Annotated in this window: 15 protein-coding genes, 1 tRNA gene and 2 pseudogenes; 8 read left to right on the top strand and 10 right to left on the bottom strand. The window is 44.3% G+C overall.

What is annotated here, in order from left to right:
* Positions 1–245 precede the first annotated feature (245 nt).
* Positions 246–386: pseudogene (locus O9324_RS27545) on the top strand (DUF6883 domain-containing protein); the annotation flags it as partial.
* Positions 387–389: 3 nt separating this feature from the next.
* Positions 390–641 (top strand): DUF4926 domain-containing protein, encoded by a 252-nt coding sequence (locus tag O9324_RS18050; RefSeq protein WP_190356946.1) that lies wholly within the window; start codon positions 390–392, stop codon positions 639–641.
* On the opposite strand, the pseudogene O9324_RS27550 reads toward O9324_RS18050, so the two are convergent.
* Positions 556–787 (bottom strand): annotated as a pseudogene (locus O9324_RS27550) (hypothetical protein). The gene O9324_RS18050 and the pseudogene O9324_RS27550 overlap by 86 nt on opposite strands.
* Positions 788–1148: 361 nt before the next feature.
* Here O9324_RS27550 and O9324_RS18055 point away from each other — a divergent pair.
* From O9324_RS18055 to O9324_RS18065, 3 genes are all read left to right on the top strand, one after another.
* Positions 1149–3233, top strand: a complete 2085-nt coding sequence (locus tag O9324_RS18055) for a hypothetical protein (RefSeq protein ID WP_288140907.1) — start codon at positions 1149–1151, stop codon at positions 3231–3233.
* Between the two features lie 265 nt (positions 3234–3498).
* Complete coding sequence (locus tag O9324_RS18060) at positions 3499–4236, top strand: HAD family hydrolase (protein WP_193960750.1); 738 nt, start codon at positions 3499–3501, stop codon at positions 4234–4236.
* A gap of 85 nt (positions 4237–4321) precedes the next feature.
* Positions 4322–4392, top strand: a tRNA-Gly gene (locus O9324_RS18065).
* Positions 4393–4451: 59 nt separating this feature from the next.
* On the opposite strand, the gene O9324_RS18070 is transcribed toward O9324_RS18065, so the two are convergent.
* Together O9324_RS18070 and O9324_RS18075 are read right to left on the bottom strand one after the other, a co-directional pair.
* On the bottom strand, positions 4452–4877 hold the full coding sequence (locus O9324_RS18070; RefSeq protein ID WP_193960749.1) for a lysozyme inhibitor LprI family protein: 426 nt from the start codon (positions 4875–4877) through the stop codon (positions 4452–4454).
* Between the two features lie 145 nt (positions 4878–5022).
* Positions 5023–7260, bottom strand: coding sequence for an FdhF/YdeP family oxidoreductase (locus O9324_RS18075; RefSeq protein ID WP_288140908.1), 2238 nt, complete (start codon positions 7258–7260; stop codon positions 5023–5025).
* Positions 7261–7444: 184 nt separating this feature from the next.
* On the opposite strand from O9324_RS18075, the gene O9324_RS18080 reads away from it, so the two are divergent.
* Positions 7445–7945 (top strand): sigma factor-like helix-turn-helix DNA-binding protein, encoded by a 501-nt coding sequence (locus tag O9324_RS18080; RefSeq protein WP_288140909.1) that lies wholly within the window; start codon positions 7445–7447, stop codon positions 7943–7945.
* A 29-nt stretch (positions 7946–7974) separates the two neighbouring features.
* Here O9324_RS18080 and O9324_RS18085 read toward each other — a convergent pair whose 3' ends face one another.
* The 4 genes from O9324_RS18085 to O9324_RS18100 form a co-directional block, all read right to left on the bottom strand.
* Positions 7975–8865: a hypothetical protein gene (locus O9324_RS18085; RefSeq protein WP_288140910.1), complete on the bottom strand. Its 891-nt coding sequence runs from the start codon at positions 8863–8865 to the stop codon at positions 7975–7977.
* 54 nt (positions 8866–8919) lie between these two features.
* The gene (locus O9324_RS18090; RefSeq protein ID WP_287628799.1) at positions 8920–9279 is read right to left on the bottom strand and encodes a DUF5615 family PIN-like protein; all 360 of its coding nucleotides are present in this window, start codon (positions 9277–9279) and stop codon (positions 8920–8922) included.
* Complete coding sequence (locus O9324_RS18095) at positions 9276–9602, bottom strand: DUF433 domain-containing protein (protein ID WP_287628798.1); 327 nt, start codon at positions 9600–9602, stop codon at positions 9276–9278. The genes O9324_RS18090 and O9324_RS18095 overlap by 4 nt, the downstream gene beginning before the upstream one ends.
* Before the next feature lie 576 nt (positions 9603–10178).
* Positions 10179–11069 carry a hypothetical protein gene (locus O9324_RS18100; RefSeq protein ID WP_287628796.1) on the bottom strand — a complete coding sequence of 297 codons (891 nt, stop codon included), beginning with the start codon at positions 11067–11069 and terminating at the stop codon, positions 10179–10181.
* A gap of 461 nt (positions 11070–11530) precedes the next feature.
* Between O9324_RS18100 and O9324_RS18105 the strand changes: the two genes are divergently transcribed.
* On the top strand, positions 11531–11728 hold the full coding sequence (locus O9324_RS18105; protein WP_288140911.1) for a hypothetical protein: 198 nt from the start codon (positions 11531–11533) through the stop codon (positions 11726–11728).
* 145 nt (positions 11729–11873) lie between these two features.
* Positions 11874–13376: a 4-alpha-glucanotransferase gene (gene malQ / locus O9324_RS18110; protein ID WP_288140912.1), complete on the top strand. Its 1503-nt coding sequence runs from the start codon at positions 11874–11876 to the stop codon at positions 13374–13376.
* Between the two features lie 50 nt (positions 13377–13426).
* Here the strand turns inward: malQ and O9324_RS18115 are convergent, their stop codons facing one another.
* From O9324_RS18115 to O9324_RS18125, 3 genes are all read right to left on the bottom strand, one after another.
* Positions 13427–13852, bottom strand: coding sequence for a hypothetical protein (locus tag O9324_RS18115; protein ID WP_288140913.1), 426 nt, complete (start codon positions 13850–13852; stop codon positions 13427–13429).
* Between the two features lie 132 nt (positions 13853–13984).
* On the bottom strand, positions 13985–14911 hold the full coding sequence (argF, locus tag O9324_RS18120; RefSeq protein ID WP_288140914.1) for an ornithine carbamoyltransferase: 927 nt from the start codon (positions 14909–14911) through the stop codon (positions 13985–13987).
* A 366-nt stretch (positions 14912–15277) separates the two neighbouring features.
* Entirely contained in the window at positions 15278–18514 is a 3237-nt protein-coding gene (locus O9324_RS18125) for a tubulin-like doman-containing protein (RefSeq protein WP_288140915.1), read from the bottom strand.
* Between the last annotated feature and the right edge of the window lies 1 nt (position 18515).

Consider the following 18515-nt stretch of genomic DNA (forward strand, 5'->3'; position numbering starts at 1 on the left):
AAATTCTATAGATTAATGGCAAAAAAGACTTGACAAAATCCCTCGATTTGACTTATACTTTTTAGTATAATGGGAATCCGTGCCAAAATATATATAAGCCTTTTTTAGTGGGTAGAATTAAATATAAGATGAACGTAGGTTGGGTTGAAGCATGAAACCCAACGCCTATTTTTAAATAGTTTCTGCAATTACAAACCCAAAAAAAACTTGAAACAATATCAATTAATACACTTGATCAGTTAATCGAATACGGAACCTTCTATAGAGTCGAGGGGGAATTAATCAGCAGTAATCAAGTTCCCCTATCCGTTGTCACGATTTGGCTAAAACGAAACCTAGATCATCAATTTCAATTTATCACCCTCAAACCCCGAAAGGAAAAATAAACCATGGCGCAACTATACGAAGAAGTGACCCTAGCCCGCGACGTTCCCGAATACAATCTTAAGCAGGGTGATTCGGCGATTCTTGTCGATATAGTTGCCCATCCGAAGGGGGGTGAGGAAGGATATGTTTTAGAACTATTCAACGAAGTAGAAGAATCGGTTAACGTCGTCATTGTCCCGAAATCGGCGATTGAAGAAGAGGAAAAAGAAGGTTCTTCGTTACTTGGTATGGTTCGATATGGGGGCATAAATTGACTAAATCCTTATCTGGCAAGAGACTTAATTGATTAGTTCGTTCTAGAGCGAAAACAATTGACAAAAATCGCAGCAATGTCTGTCTCTATCGGGGTTTCATTCCTTATAACCCCCTCCCTTGCATAACACGAATAGAAGAACCTAATTTTTTTCAGGACAATGACTGGTAAGCAACCCGACAATTATATAGATTAATGGCAAAAAAGACTTGACAAAATCCCTCAATTTGACCTATACTTTTTAGTATAATGGGAATCCGTGTCGAAATATATATAAGCCTTTTTAGTTCCGATAATTAAGTGGTTCTGATTAAATAGAAGATAGATTTTGTCTTTGATCCCCCCTGCTCCCCTAGGGTTGATTCATAGTAGGGTTGATTCATGAATCAACTCTACCTTGAGGGGGTTTGATCCCCCCTTAATCCCCCCTTGATAAGGGGGGTGTTTGACAGTTAACACCTACCTACTTAATAAACCATCACCGGGTAAATAGCCAGAGATAAAAATTATGAAGGAAAGCACCGTCCCCACCATTAATCTCGCCCCTAAACTCAGACGCGATTTATCTTTATGGAATCCCTTTGATTATCTTTTGCTGTTGTACTGGGTGTTTTATTTTCCCCAAGCAGTGCGCTGGTATGTGGAAACGAGAGGCGGCGGCGATAACCATCCCGTACAATTGCGTCTAGGGATTCAGGGTCTTCTCTTAACTGTAATTACCCCTCTGATTATCTGTAGCATAGCAGCAAATTTAGGACTTTCTGTTAATTGGGTGGGCGTGGTGTGGGGCGTGGCGTTGGGCGTGGCGTTCGGCGGGATGAGGAGCGTGGCGTTGGGCGTGGCGTTGGGCGTGGTGTTGGGCGTGGTGTTCGGCGTGGTGTTCGGCGTGGCGTTGGGCGTGGGGTCGGGCGTGGTGTGGAGGGTCGTGGTGTTAAGCGTGGTGTTAAGCGTGGTGTTAAGCGTGGTGTTAAGCGTGGTGTTAAGCGGGGTGTGGGGCGTGGTGTTGGGCGGGGTGTTGGGCATGGTGTTGGGCGGGGTGTTGGGCATGGCGTTGGGCATGGTGTTGGGCATGGTGTTGTTGGGCCTATTGATGGGCGAGGTGTTGGGCGGGCTGTTGGGCGTGGCGTTGGGCGGGGTGTTCGGCGGGGTGTGGGGCGTGGCGTTGGGCGTGGAGTTCGGCGGGATGAGGAGCGTGGCGTCGGGCGTGGTGTGGGGCGTGGTGTTGGGCGGGCTGTTGGGCGTGGTGTTGGGCGGGGTGTGGGGCGGGGTGTCGGGCGGGCTGTCGGGCGTGGTGTTGGCCGGGGTGTGGGGCGGGGTGTTGGGCGGGGTGTGGGGCGTGGTGTTGGGCGGGGTGTCGGGCGGGGTGTCGGGCGGGGTGTTAAGCGTGGTGTGGGGCGTGGTGTGGGGCGTGGTGTGGGGCGTGGTGTTGGGCGTGGTGTCGGTCGTGGTGTTGGGCGTGGTGTCGGTCGAGGTGTCGGGCGCGATGAGGAGCTCGGAGTTGGGCGGGCTGGATGGCGCGCCGTGGGGCAAGGTGCTGTGGAACGGGTCGTGGGGCGGGCTGGATGGCGTGATGTGGGGCGGGGTGTTGCATGGGGTGTCGATCGGGATGTTGGGCGGGGTGTTGGGCGGGGTGTCGGGCGGGGCGTTCGGCGTGGTGTCGGGAGTGGTGTCGGGCGTGGCGTTCGGCGGGGTGTTGGGCGGGGTGTTGGGCGGGGTGTTCGGCCTATTGATGGGCGGGGCCTGGCTGTGGGGCGTGGTGTCGGGCGGGGTGTCGGGCGGGGTGTCGGGCGGGGTGTTCGGCGTGGTGTTTATATTCGCCTTTTTCCGTCCTGATAATTGGCTAATCGGGCTTTTGGCTGGTCCACAAGGACGACTTTTTCCCCGTATTACCCCTCTACCGCTGCCGGGGTTAACCTCGACTCTACAACAATGGTTACAGCAAGACTGGGAAACGGCTATTAATAACCTCAATCAATACCTTCGGTACAGCCGCCAGTTTATTCCTGTCCTTGCCGCCGTTAACCGCGTTTTATCGCAATTCCCAGAGGCAGAAATTATCTATCGGGTCTCCCGTCTGGCAGAAAATCCCTCCGATTGGCAATTGTTAAAATATGCGTCCGCGTCGGCGAAACTGTTTTCTTGGTCTGACAGCCAAATCCGTCTAGATACTCCTGCTCGCGCCGCCGCCGCTGGTTTTTGGTATCTTCACCAACAGGACACCGAAAAAGCCGAAAAAGCCTTTGCTGTGGTACGTTCCCTCGCCTACGGGGAAGAAATGTATAGTCTCGCCCAGACTTTACACCGGTTTAGTCAGGCAGCAACTCCCGATAGTATCGCTTCCCTGGAGGTTGCCCCCATTGCCGCAGAACCGTCATTACGTCCGCAAACTTGGCAAGCTATCAGCAGTTTAAATCGAGTTATCGCAGAAATAGCTTTAGCACAGAGAAGTTACTCCCAAGAGACTAAAGATCGGATTATCGGGGAATTAAGCGATATAATCGACCAACAGGCAGCCAATTTACCCCTAGCAGAAAAAGCATTAATCCTTTCTATCGCCCAAAAATGGAAAACTTGCTGTTCTTCTAGCTTGTAAGCTAAGACGCATTTAAACCGCTTTTTCTTAGATTAGCCGAATCTCCCTCCCCTGCCCCTAGGGTTGATTCATAGTAGGGTTGATTCAAGGTAGGGTTGATTCATGAATCAACCCTACCCACCCCCCCGACCCCCCCGATGTCGGGGGGGTGGGGAGTTGGGGATTGGGGGAAAATGGGTCTTAGCTTCCCCACACCTGGCCCCGACGAAAAACTTGAGTATAATCAAGAATATTTAGTATTTATTAGCTTTTCTGTCTAAGATTGATGTTAAAGGCTGTTCTGTTCGATTTTAATGGGGTGATCATCAATGATGAACCAATCCATCAAGAGTTAATCAATGAAATCTTGCTCGGAGAAAATTTACTGCCCCTAGGGTCGGAATTTGCGGAGTTATGTCTGGGAAGAAGCGATCGCGTCTGTTTGCGTAATGTTCTCACCCGTCGCGGTCGTCAAGTAACCGAGGAGTATCTGACCAAGTTAATTAACAAAAAAACCAGTTTATACCGACAAAGATTAGAAAAATTAGAGAAACTTCCTATTTATGAGGAGATATACTCTTTTTTAAAACGGGTTAAGGCCAGGGATCTACAAATCGGTTTGGTGACGGGAGCAATACGCTCGGAAGTGGAATCAATCTTGCAACAGACGGGCCTTGGGGATTACTTTAGTGTCATTGTCACCGGGGATGAGATTAGCACCAGCAAACCCCAACCGGATGGTTATTTACTGGCCGTAGAAAGATTCAATCGTTGGAATTTTAATCTGCAATTGCAACCCTGGGAATGTCTGGTGATTGAAGATACTTTTGCTGGTTGCGAAGCGGCAAAAAGAGCGGGAATGCAGGTGGTGGGAATCGCTCATACCTATCCCTTCCATTTTATGCAGAGAGTGTCTAACTGGGCGATCGATAATTTCTCCCAACTAGATCTCGATCGCGTGGAGAAAACTTTTAGCCAAATCGGGGAAATAACCGAGCGATCGGGATTTTTAGGCAATCTATGACCATCTAGAGGCGATTAACAAGCTGAAAATCCCTACTTGCAAAAATCGGCAATTCGTGTTATACTAACGAAAGTGCTAAGAAAATGCGGGTGTAGTTTAGTGGTAAAACCCTAGCCTTCCAAGCTAATGATAGGGGTTCGATTCCCCTCACCCGCTTAGGCTGTTGTGCAGTAAACGTCTAAGGAATTATCGGTAATATCAACGGCGATTCTGACTTAGAGATCGCTGTCTTCTAAATATCTCCGTAAATCTTTGGTGCGCTGCTCGGTGACATTTGCCAAACAAAAACCGTAAATCATGGGAGCTATAGAGCCTCCCTCAAACGCACTTCTTTCAAATTCGCAACTGCTGTCTCTAAACTTAATCCAAGCTTGTTGGGCAGCAATTAATTTTTGTTTGCGAGCAGCTGACAGTTTTGGCAGTAGTTGTCGATAAACTTGATTTAACTTGCGATCGGCGTTTTGATAAGCGATGCTGGCACAAATGTTCATTTGGCTTTGAGTCTGGGGATTGTTACAGTTAGGATTTTGAGCTAGTTGCAACTCCGTCGCTCCAGATGTGGGACTTGCAATGCTAGGGGTAGCCATCTCGACGGCAAATAAACTGGCTATGCTTAATACGGTTAGCAAAAACTCTCCCATGGCCACTTATTTTAATAATGGTAAGAATAGGATAACAGAAATGCGATCGAATCGGCCATAGCTTTTTCATTCTGCTCGATTCGTTGGTTGGCTTGGTTAACTATATTTCATTATTTCCAAAAAAGAAAATTAGAGGAGTTGATAACTAAAAAACCCAGACGGGAACTCGTTTATAAGCAGGAGTCCCACAGCGAGGGTCAATTTTAGCTTTGAATAAAACATTAGCTTCGGGATAGAACATAAAGCCAACACCTTCGCGAATCGGACCGAAAATAATTTCAATATTCTCTAATTTGCCGGCATCTCCTTGAACGGTGACTCGTTGATGTTCTTGAAAGCCCGCTTTTTTGGCATCTTCGGCGTTGATCAATAAACAATGACGGTGAGGCATTCCCCGATATTTATCGCCCATTTGATAAACAACGGTGTTATGTTGTCCATAACTGCGTCCTGTTCCGAGAATCAGGGTAATTCCGGGGGCATTTTCTGGTTGGTTGAAATCTTGCTTTTGTGGTGCTTTTAAAGTGGGTAAAGGGGTGACAGACATTTGCGCTTTTCCGGTCGATGTTGGAAAATGGGGTTCGGTAAAAATCCGTCCGCTAATGGTAAATTCTGTTTGGGTTTGATCTAATTGCCCGATCTTTTGATAACCCGGAATCGTTTTGGCGATTAACTGACGAATATAGGCGGTATCGTGTAATCTCGACCAATCAATTGGGTTTGTGCCTAAAACCTTGACGGCAATATTTGTTAATAGTTCTACTTCCGAGATGATATCCATATCGGAACCCTGTAGATGACTGCTTCCCCGCTCGTTAAAACGGACAAAATTATTGCCCGATTCGGTGGTTGTCGGGTGAGGATTTTCAAAGCGAGCGAAGACAGGTAAAATTAACGTATTTTGTCGGGCTAATCCCTGAAAATGTCCTAAATTTGGCTTAGTAGCTACATAAAAAATCGTATCAATTTGAGCTAAGGCTTTTTTGGCTTGATTTAAATCTGGATTTGCGCCATAAAGATTACCTCCCAAACAGAAAAGGGTGTTGATTTTTCCCCGTTCGGCAGCTTCAATTAATGCCCTGGTATCATAACCGCCGGTTATATTTAATGGCTTTCCTAAAAGTTGAGCAAGTGCCTCGGCGATTTCCTGACGTAATCTCACCGTAACGCCCATAGAACCGAAGCCCTGTACATTAGAATGACCTCTGATTGGCATGGTTCCGGCTCCGATTTTGCCAGCATTTCCCGTCATTAAAGCGGTATTGGCAATGCTGATAATATTATCTACCCCGTTTTCCTGTTGTGTAACCCCCATCGCCCAAGCGAAAACCACACGCTCTAAATTGCCGAAAAGGGCGGCGGTTGCTTCAATTTCTTCTCGGGACAAACCGCAGGTTTTAGTAATGGTTTCCCAGGGTGTTTGTCGGGCATAATCTATAACAGATTGCCAATTTTCTGTATGGGATTTGAGATAATCCCACCGCACTAAATTTTGTTCAATTAAAGATTTTTGTAATCCGACGAATAGAACAGTATCGCTACCCGGTATCGGCTGTAGGTAGAGAGTCGAAATATCGGAACCGCCCCGCAATAAAGATTTAATCGGAAAAGCGGGCGAGGAGAATTTGACCAATCCGACTTCAATTTGCGGGTTAATAATAATAATTTTACCGCCGCGATCACGAATTTGAATTAATTCATTCATCAGGCGAGGATGATTAGCCGGGGCGTTAGAACCGATCAATACCACACAATCGGCTTGTTTTAAACTTTCCAGACTGACCATCGAAGTTCCAGAGCCGAAAACCTGTTTTAAGCCTACGGTCGAGGCGGCATGACAGAGATCGGAACAATCGGCTAAATTATTACTTCCTAATGCCCGGAAAAACAATTGTAAGAGATAGGCGGCTTCATTAGAAGAACGTCCCGAACTATAGGAGGCTAGAGTCTCGGACGGTTGATGAAAAGCTTGTTCGGCTAATCGATACACTTCTTCCCAACTAATACGTTGATAGTGACTTTCTCCTGCTTTTAAGAGGACGGGATAACTGAAACGACCCAAGCGATCGCATTCTAGGGAGGTTAAGGACTGTAATTGAGCGAGATGATAGGTCTGAAAAAAATCAGTTTTAATACCTGGCATTAATTCGGAAGTAACTGCCTCGACACTTTTGAGACAACGTTGCAGACTTTCCCCCGCTTCGTTGACAAAACCGCCCTTTTGTCCTCCCGTTCCCCAAGCGCAAGCTAAACAGGCACTTTTATGATTTAAGGTTTGCCAGAGTTTAACCCCTTGAGGAGAGAGGGTTTTTTCTGCCCAATATTGTAATATAGGAAAACCCCCGCCCGCCTCAATTTTGTTGGATGTTTCTCGTTCGTTCATCGTTTTTTTCTCTCGATTTTTTCTCAAATCCCTCCGATAGGGAGAGTGTACCCAGTACAGTTGAGTTTATCACCATTTTTTAAAAAGTGCATCAGCAACGCATAAACGACTGGGTAAGCTACGGTTAGTTGTTGACAATATCTCCTGATTGTGATTTGATCGGACTAAGGAGAGGTCTATTACAATGATAATTCCAATAAATAAAAATGAAGAATTTCAACATTTAGAAGAGATGATCGCTAATCTCCAAGCAAAACAAAAACAGATTCTGAAGGGGATGTTAGATTATCCGATTGAGATCGATTCGGCAATTCGGATACTTTCGGAGCCATCTCGCCAATTGGCAACAACTGCTAATAATTTAACCAGATTACATAAAATACTGAAAGAATTGGAAAAACAAGGATTGGTTAGTTTCCACGATTCTCAATATTCTTTGACCGAGTTGGGAAGGGAAATAGTAGGACACCTTAGTAATAAGAGTCCAACCCCAAGACGGGATGCACAGAGAAAGGAAAAACTGCAAAAAAGCTACGATTTTTTAGAACTCCATAGGCAAGGATTGAGCTATCAGCAAATAGGAGATAAATACGGCATAAGTCGCGAGCGCGTCCGTCAAATTCTTGCCAGTAACCCCGAATTTGAAGCTTATCAACAAAAACAAAAGAAAAACAATTATCGTTGAACGACTGTAAGAAAAGCGAGAAACGAAATTTACAATCTTTTTAACAATTCCTCGCGGGATAAATTCGCCAAAGAAAGAAGTAAACCGGTGCGTTCTGAGATGGGAAGTTGGGCAATCTTTTCTACTAGACCAGATAATTCCGAATCTAGGCTGCCAAAGCGTCCTTCCAGAAGACTGGTTATCAGGGAAAGTTGTCCCTCTAAAGTGCCTTCTTGCTTCCACTCTTCTCGTTGCTTTAGATAAGCTGGTGATAGATTCATGATGTCCTCCTGTTCTTCGGTACTTAAATTATCTCTCAATTCTAAGTTTTTGCGCCAGTTGGCCAGAATTTCTAATAAATTCTCTCGAAAAGGATTGCGTTCTGGCAGTTCAACTAACTCTTCTACGGCTCGTTTTTGAGTTCCTCCTTTACCTAATACTCTCAACCATAAGGTGTCTTCATTTACTGGTAATTGATGAATGACAATGATGCCCGCTTTGAGAGACTTCGCTAAAAAGTAAACCCCTGTTAACCAATTACTCTCATCGCTGTGAGTCCCGAAATCTTCAATCATTCTAGCTGAAAAGGTGGGCGTTAGAATCCATAAGAAAGGCAATTCTGCGACCGTCAGAGTTTTGTTTGACCGTTTCGCTTTTCTCAAGACATCCCCATGAACCGTGTATAACTTTGACAAACAACTGCGAATCTCTACCTCGGTCGGGGGATTGCGGAAGGGTTCAAACAAACAGGAAGTAGCCGCCATTTTTCCGAGTAACCCTAAAGGTAACTCAGTGGGAGGAGGTGAGCTAAATGGTTCAAACCAGACATCAATTTCTTGAACCTCACTTTTTACTTTCTTACTTTTTCTAATCGTCCCTAGAGGTGTTAGTAATTCCTCTAAATATTCCTTAGCAAATTGGTCATGAATTTGGCGAGTCATTCAAGTTAATAATAAAGCATAAAAAGGACGGTAATAATCTTATTATATCATTAATTAAAAAGGAATCCAATCGACAATATCGATCCATTCTTCCGCTTCGGTAGTTTCCCAAATCATAATTAATTCTTCGGCTAGTTTTCCCATTGTTGTTGTGGGACGTATCCAAAACAGTCCCCAGATTTGTTGATTTTTTTGCCAATATTCTTCTAAATGTTCAGGCATACTGGTACGATTATCTGTCACCAAGAGTCGTTGAGATAATCCTAAATACTGTAAAACATCAGGGTCAAGAGTTCCTAACAGTGGTGTATTCGGCTCTCCAACGCGTAAAATATCTATCTCTGGATTTAACCTTAAGACAGCGACTTTCAAGCGGGGGGATAAGTTTTCATCCAGTAAAAACTTGATTTTCATACCCTGACAGAATCTTGCCTTTGCTGTTTAATTCTTCTCATCTTTTCTCGTTGAGGTGAAGGATGTTTTAAGGATTCTTGATAGCGAGTCTCTCGCCAATTCTGGAGGCGCAATAAATAGGCATCAATTTTTTGCCGATTCTGTAAATAATAAGTAATAGTAGCGTAGATTTTCTCTAAACTTAGATCGGGATAGATAGCATTTATTTCTTCTGGAGTATAGCCTTCCAAGAAATAAAAGAGTACGTTGTCAATTCCGAGGCGATGACCTTTGATTCTAATATCATCTTCGGAGAGGAATAAGAAATAATCTTCTAGTTGCATGATTAATTTTCCCCTTAATTTTATTTTATTTTTACCGCTTATTTATTAATATGTTATCATAATTAGTCTGCCTGATGCTTCCCTTGTTTTCAAACCTTTAACCGGGATAAACTGCCCCGCGGCCATAACCCCGGCTGCTATGCTGGCAGCCACTTTGACGGAGCTACTTTAACGGGAAGTGTGGATTATCGGCTGGCCGCCGAAATATGTCGGGAACTCGATGCCATCGAGCGAAAGAATTGACGAGATTATCGAAATCCACCTATCGACTATCGGCAACCAGCGCACATCGACCGAGGAAAGGTCAGCGCGGCAGAAACATCAGGCTGTTTTGGGGGAATTGAACGGTCTTTGCTGATTTCGGCGGTCACTGTCCCTGCCTAACGCTCTCTAATGCCATTTTTCAAAAGTAATGGCAGAGATGGTTAATTGCCCTCAACCCCAATCCCTCTCCCAGAAAAGAAGTAAAGAGTAATATACTTTCAGGTTGGGGAGGGCGAGTCCTCGTGGGAGAAGGTTGGACAAGTTCGGGGTATAGACGCACACCGGGAGGGGTTAATTATTAGTATCGCCCGATCAATCGGAGGGCTTAGGACAGATGAATATGCTAATGCGCCAAGGAGAGTATTTGCCAGCATTGAATTGCTGCTTGATGTCAGGCTTCTGAATTGTTGTAAGTATTTTTATTTTGTCGTCAGGTGAGCTAACCAGTTGCTTATATAGAGGATTGCTTGGTTCAGTAACGCTTCCTATGGCTTTTTGCAGGAGATCGCTAATACGACCCCATTCACCATTTTCAGGATGACCTTCATCGGTAATTACAGTGATAGCTCCTCTGGGTAATAAGGTTGTAAACTCACTTTTCTCTTCCCCCTCACTAAGAACCTTTACCTGAATTTCGCCATGATTTTGTTGGTCAAGCTTATATGCAATTAAGTTGGCTAATGGAGTGGCTACGGAACTATTTTCATTGCAGATGAAAAGGTTAAAGTCAGTATATTTGGAAGTATCACCCTGTCTTGTGTAAGGAGGATTCCTAGTCAAGGCTTCCTGTAAAGCTTGATCTAAAGTAATACTATTGGTTGTGGTTTGTTGTGTGCCAACATTTGTTTCTTTTGATTGAGCTTGTTTTTCTTCTAACCCCCACACTTTAAGTTTTTCCTTGGTCTCTTTACCCATTTGAATTTCAGTAACATACTTTGAACTATTCTGTATTACGTCAGCCGCCCAAGTGCGAATTTCATCACTACTTCCAGAGCTTTTGATGATCTCCAGAGCTAAATCAATGTATTTGATCCTTAAATCTTGTGTCAGCTTTTGATTTTCAATTTGTGCATTATAAGCACTGCCAACCCAGAAAATAACCAAAGCTATAGCTGTGTTAGCAATAACTCCCAAAAATTGTGCGACAACCTTCCCCTTTTCCCACGCAAGAGGCAAGTGTTGATCATCGTCTTCGTTAGTCATCTTAAGACACCTCCTTTCTACTCTACGCTCTAGGCTGAACAATGCCAAAAGGCTCTAATTATTTCCCTCTTATTCACCTATCCCTACTCTATCTCCGATAATCTCAACGAATGAGGCTGTTTTCATAAATTTTAATAATTAGCTGATAGTGAATTGCGATAGCCGATGGCAGAAATATCCAGCGATCGCTAAAGTGCTTAACAAAAGAAATTATAATCTTATCGATTTTGACCGTGCCACTATCCAAAGGAATAGATTAGATTTCTTGAAAAGACCGATGCGGGGAAATTACCGAATCACCCGAACTTTTTCCTTATCGGTAAAGATCGGGCGATTTGCATATTCTTGCTATTCCTAATACATCCGAGAGCGCCCGTCCTGTCGAATTTATCTTTAAACCCTAACTATCCCCGTACAATTATCAGCATATCGATCATAAACCTTGAGATAGGTTGCACACCATGAGCGAATACCAATATTACGAATTCCAAGCTATCGATCGCCCCCTCACCCAAGAGGAAAGGGCTGCCCTCTGCCAACTATCAGGCTGCGTCAAACCGACGGCAACGAGTGCCAGTTTCACCTACCCGGGTAAGGTGGAACGTGATCCGAAGGAATCTTTTTCACTGGAAAAACGATCTGTTAATGTACGGCTGTAATGCCTGATTTTGTCCTATAGGTCTAATAAAGTTGTTAAGTATTGCCCTTATCGATCGAGATCGGGTTAGCTTGGAGATAGCAGTGAGCATTCAGCTTTAAACACTTAATAACTGCTAACCGAATCACTGATAAGGGGGTTTTTTCATGGCTTTTAGCCGTTCTAGCGGTATTTTGCTTCATCCCACCAGTCATCCCGGCCGTTACGGGATTGGAGAACTAGGTAGGGAAGCCTATCAATTTATCGATTTTTTGGCTCAAAGTGGTCAAAAACTCTGGCAAATTCTCCCTTTAGGCCCCACAGGGTACGGTAACTCTCCCTACATGAGTTTTAGTGCCATTGCTGGCAATCATCTCCTGATTAGTCTCGATATTCTTCGGGAAAAAAACCTGCTTAGTCAGGCAGATTTCGAGGATATTCCCGATTTTCCCCTCGATCAAGTGGATTTTGAGCGATTGATCGCTTGGAAAATTCCCCTACTTAGAAAGGCGGCGAGCAATTTTGTCAAGGGTTCTGACACAATTCTTTACAAACAGTTTGCCGGCTTTTGTGGTGGCAATGCTGATTGGTTAGAGGATTACGCCCTATTTATGGCTTTATCCCACGCTTATCAGGGTAAAGCATGGATGGAATGGCCGACAGAAATTCGTGAACGTCATTGGGGTGCGTTGGAAACACCGAAACAGGAGTTACAAGAGGAGATTTTTCTGCACAAATTCCTGCAATTTGAGTTTTTTGAGCAGTGGTTAGCCTTAAAACGCTATGCTAACTCCCTCGGTATCGAGATTATCGGTGATATCCCCATTTATGTCTCCCATAATAGCGCCGATGTTTGGGCAAATCCGCAGGTTTTCCGACTAGATCCCCAAACCGGTAATCCCTTGGAAGTGGCAGGGGTTCCCCCGGATTATTTCTCAGAAACGGGGCAATTATGGGGAAATCCTCTCTATAACTGGGATTATCTCAAAAATACGGGCTTTGACTGGTGGGTACGCCGTTTAAAAGCGGTTCTTTCCCTAGTCGATATTATCCGTATCGATCATTTTCGCGGATTAGAGGCCTATTGGGCCGTGGCTTTTGGCCAGGAAAACGCTATTAATGGTCATTGGCTGAAGGCCCCAGGTTATGATCTCTTTAATACTATTGGCGCTCGTTTGGGTAAATTGCCGATTATTGCCGAAGATTTGGGCGATATTGACCAAGCAGTTCTAGATTTTCGCGATCACTTTGCCTTCCCCGGGATGAAGATTCTCCACTTTGCTTTTGGGGGTGATGCGGGTAATCCCTATCTTCCTTTTAACGTCGAACGCAACTGTGTGATTTATACCGGCACTCACGATAATAATACTACTGTGGGTTGGTTTCAGGATAACGCCAATGACTACGAAAAAGCGCGACTATATCAATATCTTGGCGCTCCCAGTGGTCAGGGAGTGGCTTGGGATCTGATTCGACTGGCCTATAGTTCCGTGGCTAATCAGGCGATCGTACCGTTACAGGATGTGTTAGGTTTAGGATCGGATGCGCGTATGAATACACCCAGTGTCGCAGAAGGGAATTGGTCATGGCGCTATCGTCAGGAAGCTTTAACCGGAGAATATAGCGAGAGATTGCGAGATTTAGTCAATTTTTTTGGCAGAAATCGTTAAATATCAATCCTTTTTTCGAGACGTTACTCCTAACGTCTCTTTTTGTCTGGTTAATGTGGGTGAGAATTTTTTAGTAATCTTTGCCGGATGCGATCGAGATTTTCTCGACTATTGACGGGTAAATGGGGTAGGGGTAATTCTAAATTGGGCCAATTACTCAAATCATGGCAGGGACAGGATAAACCCGATTGCCCCAGCACTTCAATTGGTACGGGTATAGTACAACGAGCGCAGGGGTGAAATTCCCATTGAGGGGAAAGTAAGTCTTGGATAGTTTGTTGAGTGCCTTCTAGGTAACAATCGCCACTTTCAGGATCGAGAATTTTTTGCCAACAATCTTCAAACTCCGACGAATAGCGATCGCCATTGAAGATAGGCAGCGGAAATAGCATAGCTTGGTTTTTGGGACAAATAACTTTTTTTCCCAATTGAAACCAATGGGCGAGATACTGTTTAACTGCGGAGGTGTCTGACATATAGTTTGTGTGGAGGCTGCCCTGATGATTGCTCTTACCATCAATCCTAGCGTTAACTTCTGGTGTCGGACAGGTCTTAGGATGATTGATGATCGAGTTTAATGATTATTTTAGGTAACTGAGCATCGGGAGCTAGATTAATCCCAATAAACTCACCATTAAAGCTTTTTGGGCGTGCATCCGATTTTCCGCTTGCTCCCAGACTTTTGATTGTACACCCTCGATCGCCCCGTCGGTAATTTCTTCCCCCCGGTGAGCAGGTAAACAATGGAGAATAATCGCGTCTTTGTCAGCGTGACTCATTAGCTGTTCATTGACTTGGTAGGGCTGAAAAATTGGAATTCGGGCATCAGCGAGGCTTTCCTGTCCCATACTTGCCCAGACATCAGTATAGACCACCTGAGAGTCTTTTACTGCCGTAACGGGATCGTCGGTAATTAAGATTTTACTACCGGTTTTCTCGCCAATAGCTTGGGCGCTGGCGACAATTTCCCCATCCGGTTGATAGTTTGCGGGGGAAGCAACCCGCACATTTAACCCCATCAAAGCGCCACCTAAGAGGAGAGAATTAGCGACATTATTACCATCCCCGACATAGGTGAGGTTAATTCCCCGTAAAGTCTGAAAAGTCTCTTGGATAGTCTGTAAATCGGCTAATATCTGACAGGGATGTTCTAAATCCGTTAAAGCGTTGATAATCGGGATGCGGGAATAATTAGCAAAAGCTTCTAAATCCTCTTGTTTAAAGGTGCGAACCGCGAGAATATCGAGATAGCGATCGAGTACCCGGGCCGTATCGGCTAAGGGTTCCCCGCGCCCCACTTGGGTTACACTAGGATTGAGATCGATCACCTGTCCCCCTAACTGGTACATCGCGACGGTAAAAGAAACCCGCGTCCGGGTGGAAGCTTTATAAAATAGCAATCCTAAGACTTTTTTGCAGCTAGGGTTAAGATTACCAGCTTTAAGCTGTGCCGATAGATTGAGTAGGGCGCTGATTTCTTGGCTACTCATGTCGGTTATTCTTAAAACATCTCGTCCTTTTAAAGTGGCTACCATTGGTTTTTCTCTCGATAAACAGGGGTTTTGATTGGCTTTTATGGCAGTTAGCGAGGCTGCAAAAATCTTGAGTAAAGACCTTATTATAATCCAGTTTTTTCGCTATTAGGCAATTTTTCCCGAAAATCTTCATTGTGGGGGATTTTAGTCCAGCTAACACCCCCACTTTTGCTGTTAAACTAGGTAGGTGTTAAAAATTGTCAGATTCCCCCCTTATCAAGGGGGATTCCCCCGCCTATCGGCACCCCCCTTATCAAGGCGGCTCCCCCCGCCTATCGGCACCCCCCTTATCAAGGGGGGACTAAGGGGGGATCGGCACCCCCCTTATCAAGGGGGGCAGGGGGGATCAAACCCAAAATCTAATTTCTACTTAACTAATTTTGCCCCACACTTAGAACAAAAATTAGACGAGGGCGGGTTTTTGTGTCCACAAATACCGCAGATAATTAAAGCTGGGTTAGCCACTTCTGTCACCGGAGAAAGAGGAATTTCTCCACCGCTATCCAACTTATAGTTATGGATTAACTGCAAAATAATTGCATCTTCCCGTTTATATTCTGTATTATCTTTTCCTCCTGTTAACTCCTCGGACCGTTGTTGTAAATATTCAATAAAAGTCCGATACAAAGCTTGTTTTTTCTCTGGAGTGGTTGCAGCCTGTAACTTAGCTGTCACCTGACTTTGAATTTTTTCCTTATCTTCGCGACAAGCTTTTACTTCTAACACCTGTACCGCATCTTCCCAACTGGTGGCGATATCGACTTTTTTTAATCCCGTTGCGGTTTTAATTTCATAGCGAATTGTTTTCTCATTAGTGACTCGATTGACTTCTGGAAAAAGCACTTTTAAAGCTCGGGCTGTCACCACCAATTGATAAATACTCGGATCTTCGGGAAAAACATCCCAGAAAGGCGGTTCCTTTTGGATATGCACGGGGATGGGTAAATCGCGATTTTCCCCCATCTGTTGGGCGCGTTTAGCGAGAATAAATTCTCCTTTCCAGTCCTGATAGGATTGCCGCAACTCTCGCATTCCCTCCAGACAGCGTAGGGAAAAACCGCCAATTTCCTGCACGAAGACAAGACGATATTTTTCCACTTCTCCCAAGGGTTTAATATCGTCTTCGTTGGCAATAAATTCCCGCAGTTTCGGGATAATTTTTTGGGCTGCCGGGTTACTGGTATTTCTTCCTCCAATCAGGGCAACATTTTGATTTAATTGGGGTGTAAAACCCGCATCTTTTCCCCGCAAAACCGCAGGATTAAGCATAATTAGGGGTCGCGATTTTTGGTAGGCAATGCGAATATTATTGATAATATCGGTATCGTTGTTATAAATTTTTAACAAGCGATCGCAAGCGGCTAATTCCTGCTGAATGCGACTACTAGCGGGAGCATTTTGTAGGAGTTGATTAGCTTGGTTTAGGATAACTTTTTGAAAATCACCTTGACGAATATCGGCAATCTCGGTGATGTCAAATAAACGCATATTTTCATCGGTGCGGCGCGTTTCTTTCCAGAGGGGGCTAGATTGCTTTAAAATTTCTTCTGAGAGGGGTAAACAAAGGTTATCCATACCCGTATCGTAGGCATTTTTGTTACCAGCAATCCCCGAAGCAAATTGTTCGATAAAGTCTTGATAAAGACTGTTTAATTCTTGTCTGTCAAATAATTTAATCCCATTAATTAACAAAGCATCGGCGCTATCGATCTGTTGATTAGACTGGAGATTAAATAGATCGCGACTTTGAATTAATTTCTGACGAAAGCGATTAAAACGGCTTTCTAATTGATTAAGATGTTCCAGTAAACGATTAATAACCTCTACTCCTGCACCTCTGGTTTTTCGTTGAATATTGGCCATTAAATAGCCTTCCAATCCCGTTAAAGCTTGTTCACAATATTGTTCCATCTTATCTTTTTTCGAGATATGAATTTTATCTTTCAGATCATTAATTTCTGCCAAGGCTGTGTCGTATTCCCGTTGACGTTTACTTTCGTTTTGACTCCAAACCTGTTCTTGATCGCGACGGAATTTTTCCGCTATGTCGGTGAAGATTTGTCGTACTGAAACAATAAAACTCTCGGCAAATTTTACCCCACGGTTTCGATCTTCAAGGATATTATAAAACTCCATTTCTAGGGACTTTTTACCCCGTTGAATAATTTCATCCCGGTTACTATAAATCTTTTTCAGGTAATCGCCGTGCCGCCGTTCATCGGGACTCAATTCTAGTAAATGATTGCGTTTAAATTCCTCGACTCTTGGCGTTAAATAATCATTAATAAATTGCAGAATTTTTCCCTGTTCGTTGCCTAAAATATTAACACCCTGTTTGGTACAAGAGAGCCAATTATCTTGATTGATTTCCTGACGAGTTTCGTTAATCCATTGGGAGATTATGGCAATTAAAGAGCGATCCTTGTCGGCACATAAATCCATAATTAATTCCCCTTCGCTCAAGCGCATTTTTTTGAGGATATCACCTCTTACTAACTCCAACATTTGAGCGGGTAAAATCACGGAATCATTCAGCCACCAATTAATTAAATCTTTGGCTAAACGTTCCGATAAGGAGGCACGAATTTGGGCAATAGGAATTTCAATAGTTGATAGCCCAAAACTCATAAATTGCTTAGGATAACCGCGCCCCCCCGGGTCAGATTGCGCCCAAGAACCCTTAATATTATCTCTAATGGAACGCTTATGGGGGGCAAAATCAGAGGTCAGATCTAGGAAGATATTTTGGGCAATCATTTCCCGAATTTGACCGAGTTTAAAATCACCTTCGCCGTTTTTTGTCCCCACTAAATAGGTAAAATCAAAGGGGGGTAATTTACTAACTACTTCATCGACTAAACCGCTGCTAAACTGTTGATGATATTCGGTTCTGTAGTCAGAAAAGTAATTTAATTCCATCAAGGCAGCGTAACCATTAGCCAAAACTCGATCGCCGACACTAATCCCCGCAAATGCTTCAGGAGTGGGAACAATTGCCGTACTCAAAGGACTACTTTCCCCTCGTAACCAATTACGAATACAGTAACCTATATCGATTAACATTCCGCTACCCGTACCACCGTTTAAAGACCCCGTGGTAAAGACATTAATAGCACTATTACTAACTTTAATTCCATAGCGATCGAGCATAAAGTTTTCTTGTCCCTTTACCCGTCTCACCGCGTCTAGAAATTTTCTTTGGATCTCATGATAATTACAAAATAAAGCAAAACGACCACAGGCGCGAATTTGTCCCGCTCCCGCTTCCAGGGAAGTAATATTTCTCTCTAATTCCGGGGGAAACCAACTATTAATCCAGGGATATCTATCCATGTCAGATACCATCTCCTGTACCTGTTTTCCACTCACCCGGGCCCAGTGTTTTTCGTTATCTTTAAAAGCACTGCCGGCAGCTTCAGGATTACTGATTTTATAATCCTTATCCGTGTCAACCACCAAAAAACTGACAATCGGAAAATTGCTCAAACTGCCATAACTTTCCTCGATTAAACGACGCAATCGCGATAAAATTTCGTTACCCGTGCCACCAATACCCACTAAAACCGTGGGAACCATGCTTTTTTCTTCCACTGCTGCTGGCATA

It is taken from the genome of Microcystis sp. LE19-84.1B, assembly GCF_027531875.1.
Classification (GTDB): Bacteria; Cyanobacteriota; Cyanobacteriia; order Cyanobacteriales; family Microcystaceae; genus Microcystis; species Microcystis panniformis.